11 protein-coding genes are annotated in these 15579 nt (G+C 69.8%); 5 read left to right on the top strand and 6 right to left on the bottom strand.

The window, feature by feature from the left end; all coding sequences use genetic code 11:
* Window positions 1–30: 30 nt before the first annotated feature.
* The 4 genes from ACZ5Z0_RS14415 to ACZ5Z0_RS14430 form a co-directional block, all read right to left on the bottom strand.
* Complete coding sequence (locus tag ACZ5Z0_RS14415; protein ID WP_464109014.1) at window positions 31–873, bottom strand: MetQ/NlpA family ABC transporter substrate-binding protein; 843 nt, start codon at window positions 871–873, stop codon at window positions 31–33.
* A 106-nt stretch (window positions 874–979) separates the two neighbouring features.
* Window positions 980–1651 carry a methionine ABC transporter permease gene (locus ACZ5Z0_RS14420; RefSeq protein WP_464109015.1) on the bottom strand — a complete coding sequence of 224 codons (672 nt, stop codon included), beginning with the start codon at window positions 1649–1651 and terminating at the stop codon, window positions 980–982.
* Complete coding sequence (locus ACZ5Z0_RS14425) at window positions 1651–2676, bottom strand: methionine ABC transporter ATP-binding protein (RefSeq protein ID WP_464109016.1); 1026 nt, start codon at window positions 2674–2676, stop codon at window positions 1651–1653. Before ACZ5Z0_RS14425 ends, ACZ5Z0_RS14420 begins: the two co-directional genes overlap by 1 nt.
* Before the next feature lie 272 nt (window positions 2677–2948).
* On the bottom strand, window positions 2949–3659 hold the full coding sequence (locus ACZ5Z0_RS14430) for an exonuclease domain-containing protein (RefSeq protein WP_464109017.1): 711 nt from the start codon (window positions 3657–3659) through the stop codon (window positions 2949–2951).
* A gap of 141 nt (window positions 3660–3800) precedes the next feature.
* On the opposite strand from ACZ5Z0_RS14430, the gene ACZ5Z0_RS14435 reads away from it, so the two are divergent.
* The 3 genes from ACZ5Z0_RS14435 (at window position 3801) to ACZ5Z0_RS14445 (ending at window position 11046) form a co-directional block, all read left to right on the top strand.
* Complete coding sequence (locus ACZ5Z0_RS14435) at window positions 3801–4217, top strand: MGMT family protein (RefSeq protein ID WP_464109018.1); 417 nt, start codon at window positions 3801–3803, stop codon at window positions 4215–4217.
* Window positions 4218–4285: 68 nt separating this feature from the next.
* Window positions 4286–7528 (top strand): ATP-dependent helicase, encoded by a 3243-nt coding sequence (locus ACZ5Z0_RS14440; protein WP_464110794.1) that lies wholly within the window; start codon window positions 4286–4288, stop codon window positions 7526–7528.
* Window positions 7525–11046: an ATP-dependent helicase gene (locus tag ACZ5Z0_RS14445; protein ID WP_464109019.1), complete on the top strand. Its 3522-nt coding sequence runs from the start codon at window positions 7525–7527 to the stop codon at window positions 11044–11046. The genes ACZ5Z0_RS14440 and ACZ5Z0_RS14445 overlap by 4 nt, the downstream gene beginning before the upstream one ends.
* Before the next feature lie 10 nt (window positions 11047–11056).
* On the opposite strand, the gene ACZ5Z0_RS14450 is transcribed toward ACZ5Z0_RS14445, so the two are convergent.
* Both ACZ5Z0_RS14450 and ACZ5Z0_RS14455 read right to left on the bottom strand, forming a co-directional pair.
* Window positions 11057–12268: a macrolide 2'-phosphotransferase gene (locus ACZ5Z0_RS14450; protein WP_464109020.1), complete on the bottom strand. Its 1212-nt coding sequence runs from the start codon at window positions 12266–12268 to the stop codon at window positions 11057–11059.
* 108 nt (window positions 12269–12376) lie between these two features.
* Window positions 12377–12913, bottom strand: a complete 537-nt coding sequence (locus ACZ5Z0_RS14455; protein WP_464109021.1) for an ArsR/SmtB family transcription factor — start codon at window positions 12911–12913, stop codon at window positions 12377–12379.
* Window positions 12914–12988: 75 nt separating this feature from the next.
* On the opposite strand from ACZ5Z0_RS14455, the gene ACZ5Z0_RS14460 reads away from it, so the two are divergent.
* Window positions 12989–14239 carry an MFS transporter gene (locus tag ACZ5Z0_RS14460; RefSeq protein ID WP_464109022.1) on the top strand — a complete coding sequence of 417 codons (1251 nt, stop codon included), beginning with the start codon at window positions 12989–12991 and terminating at the stop codon, window positions 14237–14239.
* 76 nt (window positions 14240–14315) lie between these two features.
* Window positions 14316–15437 (top strand): NAD(+) diphosphatase, encoded by a 1122-nt coding sequence (gene nudC, locus ACZ5Z0_RS14465; protein ID WP_464109023.1) that lies wholly within the window; start codon window positions 14316–14318, stop codon window positions 15435–15437.
* Window positions 15438–15579: the final 142 nt, after the last annotated feature.

The raw sequence follows: 15579 nt of genomic DNA on the forward strand, positions 1-15579 counted from the left end.
TTCTTTATGCAGGGCCTATTTAAGGCGGGCCTAGAAGGCCGGGGTTACGTCGCCGTTGGGCCATTCCTTCGCGATGAAGGCCTTGACCTCGGGGGAGTGCAGCAGCTCCTCGAGCTTCTTGATCCGGACGTCGTCCTTGGAATCTTCACGCCAGGCCAGGAAGTTGGCGTACGGGTTGTTGTCCACCGACTCCACGGCCAGGGCGTTCTTGGTGCTCAGCCCGGCCTTGAGGATGAAGTTGCCGTTGATCAGGGCCAGGTCCACCGACGGGTCCTTCAGGTCGTTGATCAGCAGTTCCGGCTGGTTCTCGGAGAACTTCAGCTTCTTGGGGTTCTGCGCGTCGCTGAGCGTCAGCACCGAGGTGTCGTCCTTGATGTCCTTGACCAGGCCGGCGACCTGGAGGACCTTGAGGGCGCGGACCTGGTTGGACGGGTCGTTCGTGATAGCGACCTTGGCTCCGTCCTTGATGTCCTTGATGTTCTTGACCTTCTCGGAGAAAGCCGCGTAGGGCTCGATGTGCACGCCCGCGCCGTGGCCGAACTTGTAGCCCTTGGTCTTGACCTGGTCTTCGAACCACGGCAGGTGCTGGTAGAAGTTGGCGTCGAGGGAGCCGTCGCTCAGCGCGGTGTTCGGCGTCTGGTAATCCTCGATCTCCTTGATTTCCAGCTTGAGGCCGGCCTTGGGGGCGAGCTCCTGGTTGATGAATTCGAGGATCTTGGCGTGCGGGACCGGGCTGGCGCCGACCTTGAGCGTAACGGGCTTGGCCGGGTCCAGGGTCGTGACCTGGGCGCTGGGGGTGGACGAACCACCGCAAGCCGTCAGCGCCAGGGCAGTGACAATGCCGGTGGCCAGGAGGGTGAGTGACTTACGCATTCGATGCGTTCCTTTCGAAAGAGGCGGACAGCACGACGGCGGGGGCCGTGGGCCGCGCAGATGCAGAGGGCGGCTACCCGCTGCAAGACTGATGTGGTGGTTTCGGTCAGCGGTGGTCGAGGCCGCGGGAAATCCGCTCGCCCACGAGTTGGATGACCTGGACGAGGACGACGATCAGGACGATGGTGACGATCATGACCGTGACGTCGAAGCGCTGGAAGCCGTAGTTGTAGGCCAGCTTGCCGAGGCCGCCGCCGCCGACAAGGCCGGCCATCGCGGAGTAGCCGACGAGGGTCACCACCGTGGTGGTGGCGGCCGCAACGAGGGCTGGCAGGGATTCTCGCAGCATCACCTTGCTGATGACCTGCATGGTGGTCGACCCCATCACCTGGGCGGCGTCGATCTTGCCGTGGTGGACATCGCGCAGGCAGGATTCCACCAGCCGGGCGAAGAAGGGGATCGTGCCGATGGACAGTGAAACTGACGCGGCGATCGGACCGAGGCTGGTTCCGGTGAGGGCCCGGGCCAGCGGGATGAGGGCCACCATCAGGATCGCGAACGGGATGGAGCGGGTGATGTTGACGATCACGTCGCTGAGGATCCGGTTGGTGACGGGCATCGGGCGCAGTCCGCCCGGGGCCGTGACGTGCAGGAAGACGCCCAGCGGCAGGCCGATGAGTACCGTGAAGAACGCGGAAATGCCGACCATCTGCAGGGTTTCCACGATCGCGTCAGGCAGGGCCTTGGCCAGGACGGGGTTGCCGAAAATGTCGTTCATTAGTTCGCTCCTTCTTCCGCCGGGGCAGCATCGGCGGCCACACGCTTGGCACTGATGCCACGCTCGTGCAGGTAGCGCAGGACGGCGTCGACGTCGGCACCTTCGTCGAGCTGAACGCGGAGGTGGCCGAACTGCTGGCCGCCCAGCGTCTCAACACTGCCGGCGAGGACGTTGAAGTCCATGTTGAAGTGCCGTGCGACGCCGGTCAGCACGGGCTCCTTGGCGCTGTCGCCGGAGAAGAGGATCTCCAGCACCGGTCCGCGCTGCAGCGCCCCGTGCAGCGGCTCCGAGGGCGGCAGCGGCAGCAGGGCGCGGGCGAGCTTACTGTCCAGCTCGCCGGCCACCTCCTGCAGGGCGCCGTGTTCGATGATGCGGCCCCGGGACAGCAGCGAAACGGAATCGCAGACGCGCTTCACCACGTTCATCTCGTGGGTGATGATCAGCACGGTCAGCTGCAGCCGCCGGGTCAGGTCCCGGATCAGGTCCAGGATCTCTTCGGTGGTGGCGGGGTCCAAGGCCGAGGTGGGCTCGTCGCAGAGCAGCACCTCGGGGTCCGAGGCGAGGGCGCGGGCGATGCCGACGCGCTGGCGCTGGCCGCCGGAGAGCTGGGACGGGTACGCGTTCTCGAACCCCTCGAGTCCCACCAGCCTGAGCAGCTCGGCCACCCGCGTCCGGATCTTGTCCTTCGGGGTCTTGACCAGTTCCAGCGGGTGCGCCACGTTGCCGGCCGCGGTCCGGGAGTCCATCAGGTTCGCATGCTGGAAGACCATGCCGATGCGCCGCCGCGCAGCACGGATCTCCGAGTCCCGCACGGAACTCAGCTCGGTGCCGTCGATGCTGACGGATCCGGAGGTCGGGCGGTCCAGCAGGGTCAGGCAGCGCACCAGCGTCGACTTGCCGGCCCCGGAGTGGCCGATGATGCCGTGGATCGAGCCCTTCGGTACGGCGAGCGTGACGCCGTCGAGCGCCACCACTTCCTTCTTGCCCTGCCGGTAGACCTTGCGAAGGTCGGTAACTGTGATCATTTATCCCTTGGCGGTTGGGTCTGGGCGCGACATAACACACGCCCTCTTCTGAACTAAATTATGTCAGCGGCGCCAAAGGGCATCCACTTGCGCATCACGTTCGTCACAAAGGGAAATAGGGTGCAGATAATTCGGTCCTGAGGTCCGGCGGGCGGGATTGGGGCCGGGTGCGGTTCCGGGGGCGGAATCCCGCACGGCAGTATCGGCCGGCGGGCCAGGGCGGAGCTCCTGTGATCTCCGTCCCAGCGGGTTGCCCGGTCCGCGGGCGAAGGCTAGAAGTCGCCCCGGCTGGCGTCCTCGGGCGGTAGCACGGGCCAGTCACCCTCGATCACGGCGGCCGGCTTGGTCTTGCGCAGGTAGCTCTGGAAATCGGCGGCCTGCGCGGAGGCCCACTCGACCTGGAGCTGGTGGAGGTGGCTGGCCGGCATCCGCAGCTTGGGGAACTTTCCGGCCATCGCGTCGAGCACGCGCAGCGTCGCCAGCGCATCGGCTGCGGAGGTGTGGGCATTGTCGAGGCCGACGCCGTACTCCTCGCAGAGTGCGGTCAGCGTGCGCTTGCCCTTGCGGTACCGGTCCACCTGCTTGTTCATGATGTACGGGTCAAGGACGGGAAAGCGGCTCAGCTGGGGGACGCCGTAGCGGGCCGATTCGGCGGCCAGCACGGTGAAGTCGTAGCTGGCGTTGAAGGCAATCACCGGCACGCCGGTGTCGAACAGCTCCTGCAGGACAGCCGCCAGCTCCCGGGTCACCTCGGCGGCAGGCCGGCCCTCGCGGCGGGCCCGCTCGGTGGTGACGCCGTGGATGTCGCTGGCCTCGGTGGGGATTTCCACGCCGGGGTCGGCCAGCCATTCGTGCTCCTTGATGACCGAGCCGTCGGCGTCCACCACGGTCACCGACGCCGTGACGATCCTCGCGGCGCGGGAGTTCCGGCCGGTCGTCTCGAGGTCGAAGGCTGCGCGGGGAAGGGTGTGCCAGGTGCTCATGCTTCAACGCTACCTGCTGCCGCCGACAGTTTTGTGATGCCCCGCAGAGCCCAGGGACAACCGGCAACACCCGGCAACATCCGGCCACGCCCGGCGCTGCCCGCGACGCCCGGCGGCGGACGGCAACGGTAACCTTGGTCCATGCGGACGGAGTATGTGGAGGCAGTGCTGGAGCTCGCGGCGATGGTCCCGCCGGGTACCGCCGTCGCCTACGGCGACGTTGCCGAACTCCTCGGCGCGGGCGGCCCGCGCCAGGTCGGTTCGGTCATGAGCCACCACGGCAGCGCCGTGCCCTGGTGGCGGATCCTCAAGGCCAACGGGGACGCCCCGCCCGGCCATGAGCGCGAGGCCCTGGCCCTCTACCTGGCCGAAGGCACACCGCTGCACGGCAGCTTTGTGGAGTACCAGCGCACCGGAGAGGGCCGCTGGCGCGTCGACCTGGCGGCTGCCCGCTGGGCGCCGACCGAGGAGGAGTTCGACCAGATCGACGCCATTGCCGAGCGCCTGGAGCGGGAGCTGCGCACGTTGTCTGTCCCCACTGATGAAATGTCCGTGTGAGTAGCCCCAGCAGCCAAACCGCTCCCAGCCAGGCCCTCCCGGGCACCACAGCACCGCACCGGGCCGGCCTGCGCCTGCTTCCGCCCCGGACGCAGCACAGCGCCGCCCCGGACCTGTCCGCGGACCAGCGGGCCGCCGTCGACGTCGAACACGGCGCCGGCCCCGTCCTGGTCCCCGGCGCGCCCGGCACCGGCAAGTCCACGGTCCTGGTCGAAGCTGCCGTCCGCCGGGCCCAGCGCGACGGCTTGGACCCGGAGCGGATGCTGATTCTGGCTCCCGGGCGGCTCGCCGCGGACGCACTGCGCGACCGCTTCACCGCGCGCCTGGACCGCAGTTTGAGCACGACGCCGGCCCGCACCTGGGCGTCGTACGCCTTCGACCTGATCCGGCGGGCCAAGGCGGAAGGCATCCTGCCGCTGCCGCGCGCGCCGAAACTGCTCTCCGGCCCCGAACAGGACCTCATCATCAAGGAACTCCTCGAAGGCCACGCCCAGCCGGGGCTGGAGCTGCCCTGGCCGGAGGACCTGGGTGCCGCCCTGCAGACCCGCGGCTTCCGGCAGGAGGTCCGCCAGCTCTTTGACCGGATCATCGAATCGGGGCGCACCGCCGAGGACCTCGCCGCCCTTGCGCAGCGCTGCGGCCGCCCCGACTGGACCGCCGCGGCGGCGCTCTACGCCGAGTACCGTGACGTCCTGGACCTGCGGATGCCCGAATCCTTCGACCCGGCCGGGATTATCACCGCCGCGCGCCAGATCTTCCAGGACGCCCCGGAATTCCTGGCCGCCGAGCGGGGCCGGCTTCAGCTGATCCTCGTGGACGACATCCAGGAGGCGAACCCTGCCGTGTTCGAACTGCTCGCGGACATCGCCGCGGGCAAGGACGCCATCGTCACCTCCTCCCCGGACACCGTGGTGCAGGGTTTCCGCGGTGCCCGGCCGGACCTCGTGGCCGAACTGCCCCGGCTGCTCGCGCCGGCCGGCGGCACCGTGCTGGAACGGCCGCTGTGGACCGCGCACCGCCACGCCCCCGCCGTCGCGCAGGCCTGGCAGGCTGTTGCGGAACGGATTTCGCTGCGCTCCGGCGGCACCTCGGCGCGCCGGCTCGAACCGGTGCCGCGGGGGACTGCGGGCCAGGACGCCGGCGACGGAGTAGTCGAGGCCCACCTGCTGCCGTCCCCGGTGCACGAACTGCGCTATGTGGCCCAGCGGATCCTGGAAGCCCAGCTCAACGACCGCCGGGATCTGGGCGACATCGCGGTGATCGTGCGCAACGGCGGCCAGCTCAGCCAGCTGCAGCGCCACCTCGCGGGCCAGGGCATCCCGGTCCGGATCCCGGTGGCCGAGTCCGCGGTCCGGGACGAGGTAGCCGTGCGGCCGCTACTGGACGCCTATGCCGTGGCCCTTGATCCGGCCGCACTCAGCCCCGAATCCGCCGTCTCGCTGCTGACCTCCCGGATCGGCGGCGCAACCTCGATCGAGCTGCGCCGGCTCCGCCAGTCCCTGCGGCGCGAAGAGCTGCTGGGCGGCGGCGGCCGCACCAGTGACGCGCTGCTGGTGGAGGCGCTGCTGGAACCGGGCGCCCTGGCCACGCTCGGCATCGAGGGGAACTCGGCCCGTCGGGTTGCCCGGATGATCCGGGCCGGGCGGGAAGCCGCGGGGGCACCCGGCGGCAACGCCGAAACCGTGTTGTGGGCATTGTGGCACTCCACCGGGCTGGCCGGACGCTGGACCGAGGCCGCCCTGGCCGGCGGCGCGGCGGGGGCACGCGCGGACCGGGACCTCGATGCCATGATGGCGCTGTTCCACACGGCCGAACGTTACGTGGACCAGCTTCCGGGTTCCGGCCCGGAGCAGTTCCTCGAGTACCTGCTCAGCCAGGAACTGCCGATGGACACCCTGGCGGCACGGGCGCAGCTCGAGGACGCGGTGGAACTCATGACACCGGCCAGCGCCGCGGGACGTGAATGGCCGGTGGTGATTGTTCCCGGGCTCCAGGAAGGCGTGTGGCCCAACACCCGGCTTCGCGGCGAGCTCCTGGGCAGCACCCTCTTCGCCGACGCCGTCGAACACGGCGTCGAGTACGCCCTGCAGCTGGATCCGTTGAGCCGGCTCCGCGAGATCCGCTACGACGAGCTGCGCAGCTTCTCCACCGCCGTCTCGCGCGCCCGGGAGGTGCTGATCTGCACCGCCGTGTCCTCGGAGGACGAACAGCCCTCCTCCTTCCTGGACTACGTCTCGCCCCTGCACCCGGACCAGGACCGGCGCGGCTTCACCCCGGTGGAGCGGCCGCTGACCCTGCGCGCCCTGGTCGCCGAACTGCGCCAGTATGCCCAGCTCGACGGCGGTTCCGCCGAGGCGGCCGAGGCCACCGCCGTGCTCGGGGCCCTGGCCGCCGCCGAACCGGCCGTCCCCGGCGCCCACCCCATGAGTTGGTGGGGTCTCGCGCCGCTGTCGTCGACCGACCCCGTGGTGCCGCCCGGCAGCACGGTCTTCGTCTCGCCCTCCAAGGTCGAATCCGTGCAGAAATCGCCGCTGGACTGGTTTGTCCAGGCCGCCGGCGGCGAAGCCGCGACGGATTTCGCCCGCAGCCTGGGCACCCTGGTCCACGCCATCGCCCAGGACCTCCCGGACGCCTCCGGCGGGGAATACGTGGCCGAGCTGGTCAAACGCTGGCCGTCGCTCGGGATGAAGGACAACTGGGAAGGCAAACTCGACTACCAGCGGGCCGAGACGATGGTCCGCAAGCTCGCCCAGTACGTGCTGGTCATGCGGAGCGAGGGGCGGAGCCTGGTCGGCGTCGAGCAGGACTTCGAGGTGAAGCTGCCCGACGTGGCTGCGCCGGATGCCCCCGGCGCGGACGAGGCCTGGCCGGCCCGTCCTGCCGTGCTCCGCGGCCAGGTTGACCGGCTGGAGATCGACGCCGACGGCCGCCTCGTGATCGTGGACCTCAAGACCGGGAAGCGGCAGCCAGGCAAGGCGGAGCTGGAACGCCACCCGCAGCTTGGCGCCTACCAGGCCGCGGTCCTCGCCGGCGGGTTTACCGGCCCCGACGACGGGCCGCCCCCGCTGCCCGGCGGCGCCGTGCTGGCCCAGCTGGGCACCAGCACCAAAAGCCCCGGCGTGCAGAGCCAGCCGCCGCTGGATCCGGAGGCGAACTGGGCCCTGGACCTGGTGGGCGAGGCCGCCCGCGTTATGTCCGGCAGCACTTTCGAAGCCCGCCACGACCCCGCAAAAGGCGGGCACGGCGGCCACGGCTGCAGGCTTCCCGAAGTCTGCCCGCTGTGCGCACGCGGAAAGCAGGTCACCGAATGAGTATCGAGCCAATGACGGCCGCCGGGCAGGACAGCACCGCGGGGCCGGACGCGCTGCCCGAACCGCGGTTCAGCCCCGAGGAGCTTTCGGCGATGCTGGGGGAGAAGAACACCCCCACCGCCGAACAATCGCTGATCATCTCATCGCCGCTGGCGCCCCGGCTCGTCATCGCCGGGGCAGGATCCGGCAAGACCGCCACCATGGCGGACCGTGTGGTGTGGCTGGTCGCCAACGGCTGGGTCCGGCCCGAGGAAGTGCTGGGTGTGACGTTCACCCGCAAGGCCGCCGGTGAACTCGCCACCCGGATCCGGGCCAAGCTGGCAGCCCTGGCCCGGATTGCCGCGGCCGACCCGGAGCACAAGGTGTTCCCCGCCGGGCTGCTGAGCACCGACGCCCTGGAACCCAAGGTCTCCACCTATCACTCCTACGCCAGCGGCATCGTCTCGGACTACGGGCTGCGGCTGGGCGTCGAACGCGACGTCGTGCTGCTCGGCGGCGCCCAGTCCTTCCAGCTCGCGAGCGAGGTCGTGGAGGCATTCGACGGCGACTACCAGCATTTCCGTTCCGCCAAGTCCACCCTGGTCAAGGCAGTCATCCAGCTCGCGGGGGAGTGCGCCGAACACCTGCAGGACCCCTTGCAGGTCCGCGGCTGGCTGCTGGACCGGGTCGCGGAGTTCGAGGCCCTGCCGTATCTCGCCACCGCCAAGAAGAACCCCAGCCAGGCCGCGGGGGACCTCAGCGCGCTGCTGCGCACCCGCGCCAGCGTCGCGGACATGGTTGGCCGCTACGCGGAGGCCAAGCGGGCCAGGGGCGCCCTGGACTTCGGCGACCTCGTGGCGCTCGCGGCCCGGGTGGCGAGCGAAATACCGGTGGCGGCGCAGACCGAACGCCAGCGCTACAAGGTGGTGTTGCTGGACGAATTCCAGGACACCTCGCACGCGCAGCTCGTGCTGTTCTCCCGGCTCTTCGGCGGTGGCCACGCCGTCACCGCGGTGGGGGACCCGAACCAGTCCATCTACGGCTTCCGCGGCGCGTCTGCCGGCCAGCTTTTCCACTTCGTCCGCGAGTTTCCGGTCCGGGTGGATGCCGGCGACGGCGGCAGCGACGCCGGAAGCGGGCCGCCGAGGTTCGCGGTGGCGCCGACGTCGTACCTCACCACCGCCTGGCGCAACGGCAGGAACATCCTCGAGGCCGCGAACGTCATTTCCGCCCCGCTCAGCAAGCCGGCGGACCACGCCGGCGCCGCCGGCGCCCGGGACAGCGCCGAAACCGTGGCGGTCCCACCGCTGCAACCCAGCCCCGCCGCCGTCCAGGGCCGCGTGGTGATGGGCCGCTTCGGCACGGACGAGGACGAGGCGGCGGCCATCGCCGCGGACGTGCTGAAATTCCGCCGGACCGACTTCGACGCCGGGAAGGCGGAGGAACCCGAGCCGCCGGCGATGGCCGTGCTGTGCCGCCGCCGTGCCCAAATGGAGTGCGTCCGCCGCGAATTCGAGCTGCGCGGAATACCCTACGAAATCGTGGGCCTCGGCGGTCTGCTGGACACCCCCGAAATCGTCGACCTTGTGGCGACCCTCAGGGTGCTGGCCGACCCGGGCCGCTCGGACTCGCTGATGCGGCTGCTCGCCGGTGCCCGCTGGCGGATTGGCCCTGCCGACCTGATGGCGTTCCGCGACTGGTCGAGCTTCCTGGCGTGGCGCCGCGGCCGCCCCGCGAACGGCACCGATGCCGACCCCGGCACGGATACTGACACTGACACCGCCGAAACCGTCATCGAAGGGGACCTCACCGACGCGGCGAGCCTCGTCGAGGCACTGGACTGGCTACCCCGGCCCGACTGGATCTCCGCTCACGGCCGCCGGCTGAGCCCCGAAGCCCAGGACCGGCTGCAACGGCTCTCGGCCGAGCTCCGGCAACTGCGCAGCTTCATGGGCGATGACCTCAGCACACTGCTGGGCGAAGTGGAACGTGCCATGCTGCTGGACATCGAGGTCGCCGCCCGGCCCGGCATCAGCATCCACCAGGCCCGGCGCAACCTGGACGCCTTCCAGGACGCCGCCGCCGGGTTCCTGCACACCTCGCAGCGGGTCGACGTGCTGGCATTCCTGGCCTGGCTGGAGGCGGCTGCCGCGGAGGAAAACGGGCTCGATGCTGCCGCGCCGGACGTCAACCACGAAGCCGTCCAGCTGTTGACCGTCCATGCCTCCAAGGGGCTGGAATGGGACGTGGTGTTCGTCCCCGGGCTGAACGCCGGGGCGTTCCCGAGCAGCCGGGATTCGCGCTGGAGCAGCGGCTCCGCTGCGCTGCCGTGGCCGCTGCGCGGCGACCGCGCCGACTTGCCGCAGTGGGACCTCGACCAGCCGGACCAGAAAGGCTGGCTCGACGCCGAGAAGGACTTCAAGTCCGCGGTCCAGGCCCACGGCGAAGCGGAGGAAAGGCGTCTGGCCTATGTGGCCTACACCCGCGCGAAGCACGTGCTCTGGGTGTCCAGCGCTGCCTGGGTTGGTTCCCGGGCGGGCTTGGCCGGAATGTCGCCGTTCCTGGCCGAACTCGAAACCCTGACTGCGGCCGGAGCGGCGGAGATCCACCCGCTCTCCATCGCCGAGGATGCGCTCCCTGACGAGAGCCCCCTGACCTCCGAGCTCGAGCTCGCCCTGTGGCCGTACGATCCGCTGGAAGGGCCCGTCCACCCGCGGACCGGGGCACGGCTCCGGCTGGTGCCGGGCCGCCGCGCCGCCATGGAGGCCGTCGCCGCACGGGTCCTGGAGCGGCTGGAGCGGTCCGACGCCGCCGAGCTGCCCACCCCGGGGGCCGGAGCGCGGCAGCTGCGCGGGCCGGCGGCCGGCTGGGCGCAGGAAGCGGCCACGCTGCTGGACCGGCGCTCCCGGCGCACCGCCGGCCAGGACGTCCACCTGCCGGGCCACATTTCCGCTTCCACCCTGGTGGACCTGGACGACGACGCGGCCTCCGTGGTGGCCCGGCTGCGGCGGCCCGTCCCGCGTGAACCCGGGATGTCCGCCCGCAAGGGAACGGCATTCCACGCCTGGGTCGAGGAATACTTCGGCACCTCGGGGATGCTGGACCTCGGTGAGGCGGCGGGCTCGGATAACCACATTGACGAGGCCTACGGACTGGACGCCATGGTGGAGACCTTCCGCCAGTCCGAGTGGGCCCACCGGGCGCCGGCCCATGTCGAGGTGCCCGTGGAAACCCGGATCGGCGAGGTGGTGGTCCGCGGGCGCATCGACGCGGTCTTCCGGGACGCCGACGGCGGCTGGGACCTCGTGGACTGGAAGACCGGCCGCCGGCCTTCGGCCGCCCAGCTGAAGACCAAGGCCGTGCAGCTCGCCGTCTACCGGCTGGCCTGGTCCCGCCTCAAAGGTGTCCCGCTCGAGGATGTCCGGGCGGCCTTCTACTACGTGGCGGACAACCAGGTGGTGCGTCCGCACGATCTGGGTTCGGCGGATCGGCTGGAAGAGATCGTCGCCGCAGCCCTGGGACAGACCGCAGGGGGCTGACGGACCGGAGCTAGTCCTGCTTCGCCGGAACGACTGTGAGGGCCGTCGTCGAGGTGTCATCCGCCGTGGCCGGGCCGTCGGTTGCGCTCTCGTCGGCTGCGTTCTCCTCGGCTGGGCTATGGTCGGCTGCGCTCTCGTCGGCCAAGCCGAGGTCCTCATCGCGGGGGATCGGCGTGACGTGGACGGCTGCCACGGGGCCGCCGGCGGGCAGCGGGTCCGGGCCGGGCGCCGTGCCCTCGGCATCCGGGCCGATCGGTTGTACGGTCACGGCCGGCTGGGGCAGCGGTTCCACGCTGATCGGCTGCCCGCCGTGCTCGGCGACGTCCTCGGCCAGCGCCGCCAGCATCGACTCCGCCTCGTCCGTCATGTCCTGGTCCCCGGCCGCGAGCCCCTTGACCAGGTACTGGGCCAGGGCGAATTCCGCGGACAATGCGGCGCGGCGCAGCAGGTGGGCGTCGGGCGCGTCCCGGCGGCTGGAGGAGTAGTGCGCAAGTACCGTGTCCACAAAGTCCTGGTCGTTGGACGCGACCAGCCAGGCCATATCGTCGGCCGGGTCGCCGATACGCAGGTCCGTCCAGCCGGTCACCGCTGTGACCCGGTCGCCGTCGACCATGAGGTTGTCCTCGTGGAGGTCGCCGTGCACCACGCTGGGGTTGAAGCGCCACAGCGACACGTCCTCCAGCGCGTGTTCCCAGCGGCGCAGCAGCAGGGGCGGGATCTTTCCCGTCGTTGCCGCTTGGTCGAGTTCATTGAGCCGGCGCTGGCGGAACTCATTCGGCGTGTAGCTCGGCAGGTCGGCGTTGCTGACCAGCGAGTGCGGGAGGTCGTGGATGGCCGCGAGGGCGGCGCCGATTTCCTTCGCCAGCGCGGCGGAGGCCTCGCTGAGTTCCTCGACCGTCCGGGTTGCCCCGGACAGGTGGGAGTAGACGAAGGTGCTGAGCTCGCCCTGCCGGACGGTGCCCGCCACCGTCGGCATCAGGAACGGGAGTTCGGCGCGGATGCCGGGGGTGAAGGCGCGCAGCACCAGGAACTCGGTTTCCAGCCGCGCACTCGCCTCGGCGTGCCGGGGTGAACGCACCCGCCAGCGCTTGCCTTCGGTGTCCAGGAGAAGGGCGGCATCGAAGTCCGCCGGATCGTCGGGCGCGGAGCTCACGGCAGTCGGGGTCAGGCCGGGGACTGCCGCCGTTGCTACTGCTGCCAGTTCGATTGGTTTTCTTCTCACGCTTCCACGGTAGATTGAGCCGCGCCCAAGACGGCGATGCATCACGGCGAGTCTGAAAGATCGGGCCGAAATAGCGCCGGGCGGTCAGTGCCGCCGAGGGCCATCGGCCTAGTCCGACGACCGGTGCAGGACAAAGATGCCGCCGTATACCGGCTGCTCCGACCGCTGCCGGTCGCTGGCGGTGTATTCGCTCAGGACGGCGTGGACGCGCGTGAGGAGGTCTTCGGCGTCGGCCTCGGAGAGGTGCAGGACGAAGCGGGAGAGGCTGGCGAGTGCGTCCGGCCCCGCTTCCGTCAGCTCTTCCCGAAACGCGTCCACCGGTGCCAGCGGACCGTCCGGACCAGCCTCACCCAGTGCGGTGTCCAGATGCCAGGACCGCCCGGTGGAACGATACGGCTTCTCCAGCGCACCACTTTCTCCCGTGCGGACGTCGGCGGGTTCAAGGAATCCGGTGGAGAGCAATTGCCGCACGTGATAGAGCATGGTGCCCGGATCCTGGCCCAGCCGGTCGGCGAGCTGCTTGTTGGTCAGCTCGTGCAGCCCGCACAGGCGCAGGATCCGCAAGCGCAGCGGATGGGCCAGTGCCTTGATTTCCCGGGCGCTCGCGGCCGGCCTCTCTTCCTCCGCGCTCGGCTGCTCTCTCATGGACCCATCCTACAAACCGATGTACTGGAGTCCAATCCCCTTGAATTTTCTCAATCGATGCGGAATGGTTCAGCTATGACCGATCAAACCGCGCTGGTGTTGGAACGCAACCGTGCGCCGCTGGGCGCGTCCTACTGGAAGCTCTGGACCTCGTCCGGGCTGTCGAACCTCGCGGACGGGGTCTTCAAGATCGCCCTGCCGCTGCTGGCCATTCAGCTCACGCAGTCACCCACGCTGATTGCCGGGCTGAGCGTGGCGGCGACGCTTCCCTGGCTTGTCTTCGCTCTGACTGCCGGAGCGCTGGCCGACCGGCTGGACCGGCGCAAGCTCATGCTGTGGGCCAACCTCGGCCGGGGACTGCTGCCCGCCGCCCTGATCGCCGTCCTCCTGCTGGATCTCGGCTCCATCTGGGCCCTGTATGTTGTCGCCTTGATGGTCGGCGTGGCCGAAACGCTCTACGACACCTCCGCACAGTCGATCATGCCCCAGGTGGTGCACCGGGATCAGCTTTCGCGTGCCAACGGCCGCCTCTACGCCGTCGAGCTCACCGCCAATCAGTTTGTTGGCCCTCCGCTGGGCGGACTGCTGGTGGCCGTGGGCGTCGTTGCGGGTCTTGCCGTGCCGGCGGCGCTGTGGCTTGCCGCCGTCGGTTGCCTGTTCCTGGTCCCCGGGACTTTCCGCATGGAGCGGGAACAAAAGACGACGTTGCGTTTCGATATCGGTGAGGGTCTGCGGTTCCTCTGGCACCAGAAGGTCCTCCGCACGCTCGCGGTCATGACGGGAGTGTTCAACTTCGCATCCAGCGCCGCTTTCGCCGTCCTGGTGCTTTTTGCCGTGGGGCCGACGTCGGAAATGAAACTGTCCGAGGCGGGGTTCGGCCTGCTGCTCACGGCGTCCGCCCTCGGCGCCTTCATTGGTTCCTTCACCTCCGAATGGGCGGAGGCCAGGCTGGGCAGGTCGAAGTCCCTGATGCTCACGATTTTCGGGTGCGCGCTCTTCGTGGGCGCACCTGCCATGACCAATAACCCCTACGTCCTGGGCCCCCTTCTCTTCGTGGGCGGCATCCTGATCGTGCTCTGGAACGTCATCACCGTATCCCTGCGCCAGCGCATCACTCCCAACCGCCTGCTGGGCAGAGTCAACAGTGCCTACCGCCTGCTGGCCTGGGGCACCATGCCACTCGGTGCTGCGGCGGGCGGCTTGCTGGCCCAGTGGCTGGGCCTTCAAGTCATGTTCGGCATCATGGGGGTGCTCACCCTCGCGCTGCTCGCGATGATGCCCGTCCTCACCGACAAGGCAATTGCCGCAGCCGACGTCGAATCCTGAGTTGGTTCAGAGGCGGGGCGGCCCCGCCCCGCCCGGGGAAATGTCAATTGTCGGCGGGGGTCGGTACGGTGGGTACATGAGTCTTGCGGAGTCACCGGAGTCCGGTCCCGGCCCAAGTACCGGCCAAAGTACCGGCCAAACTGCCGGGCCAACTACCGAAAACATTGCCCGAGCCGCGGCGGCCCACGCCGCTATCGAGAGCCCGCCCGCGAACCGGCTGCGGGACACCGTTCTTCCGGTCCGCCCCGCGCTGATCGACCGCGGTTCCGCGGCCAGGCTAAAACCGGACATGCTGGCGGACCTGCTGCGTACCGGCGGTGTGCAGGCGATGCTTCTCTCGCGGCGCCAGGCCCTGGTCAGCGGCGAAGGCCTCGTCTTCCTGGACGCAGCCGGCCTCGCCGCGCGGCTTCGAGGAACCGAGCACGCGCCGGAACACGTGATCTACCTGGGCTCGGCCCTTTCCGGGGCCTCCACGGCCGCCGGAACGCAGTACGTGCTGTTCATCCTTCCCGAACAGTTCGAGGTCCGGGCCGAGCCCTTCGAGGAGCACGTCGAGGGCATCCCGGCAGGGGCCCAGTGGGCGGGCTTCCGCGAGGTGGCGGCCCAGCTGGACCCCACCGACACCGCCCTGTTCATCGAGGCCAGCGCCATCGCCAACTGGCACGCCACCCACACCCACTGCCCGCGTTGCGGCGCCGCGACCGTGCCGGAAGCCGGCGGCTGGGTCCGGCGCTGCCACTCGGACAACTCCGAGCACTACCCCCGCACGGACCCGGCCATCATCGTCACCGTCGTCGGCCCGGACGACCGGCTGCTGCTGGGCGGCGGGGGCCCGCTTGATTCGCGGACCTACTCCACCCTGGCCGGCTTCGTCGAGCCCGGCGAATCCCTCGAACAGGCCGTCATCCGCGAAATCGGCGAGGAGGTGGGCGTGCGTGTCACCGCGTCGCAGTACCTCGGCTCCCAGTCCTGGCCCTTCCCGGCCTCGCTCATGCTCGGCTTCACGGCGACGACGGCGGACACCGAGGCCACGCCCGACGGCGTCGAGGTCACCCGGGCACGGTGGTTCAGCCGCTCCGAGCTGCAGGAAGCGGTGCTGAGCGGCGAAATCGTCATCTCCAGCAGGCTCTCGATCGCCCGCGCCCTGATCGAGCACTGGTACGGCGGCGTCATCCAGGACCGCACGGACGACGCATGACGTCCCCGTGACAACGCATCGCGGGACCGCCGCGCCCGCCCGTTCCGCACTGCGGCGCCTCCGACGCAGACCCTCCAACGACTGAGCAGCAGAAGTGAACACAGATATCTTCCAGTCCAGCGCCTTCCCGGCCGGACAACCC

The organism is Arthrobacter sp. T2-23, assembly GCF_055398325.1.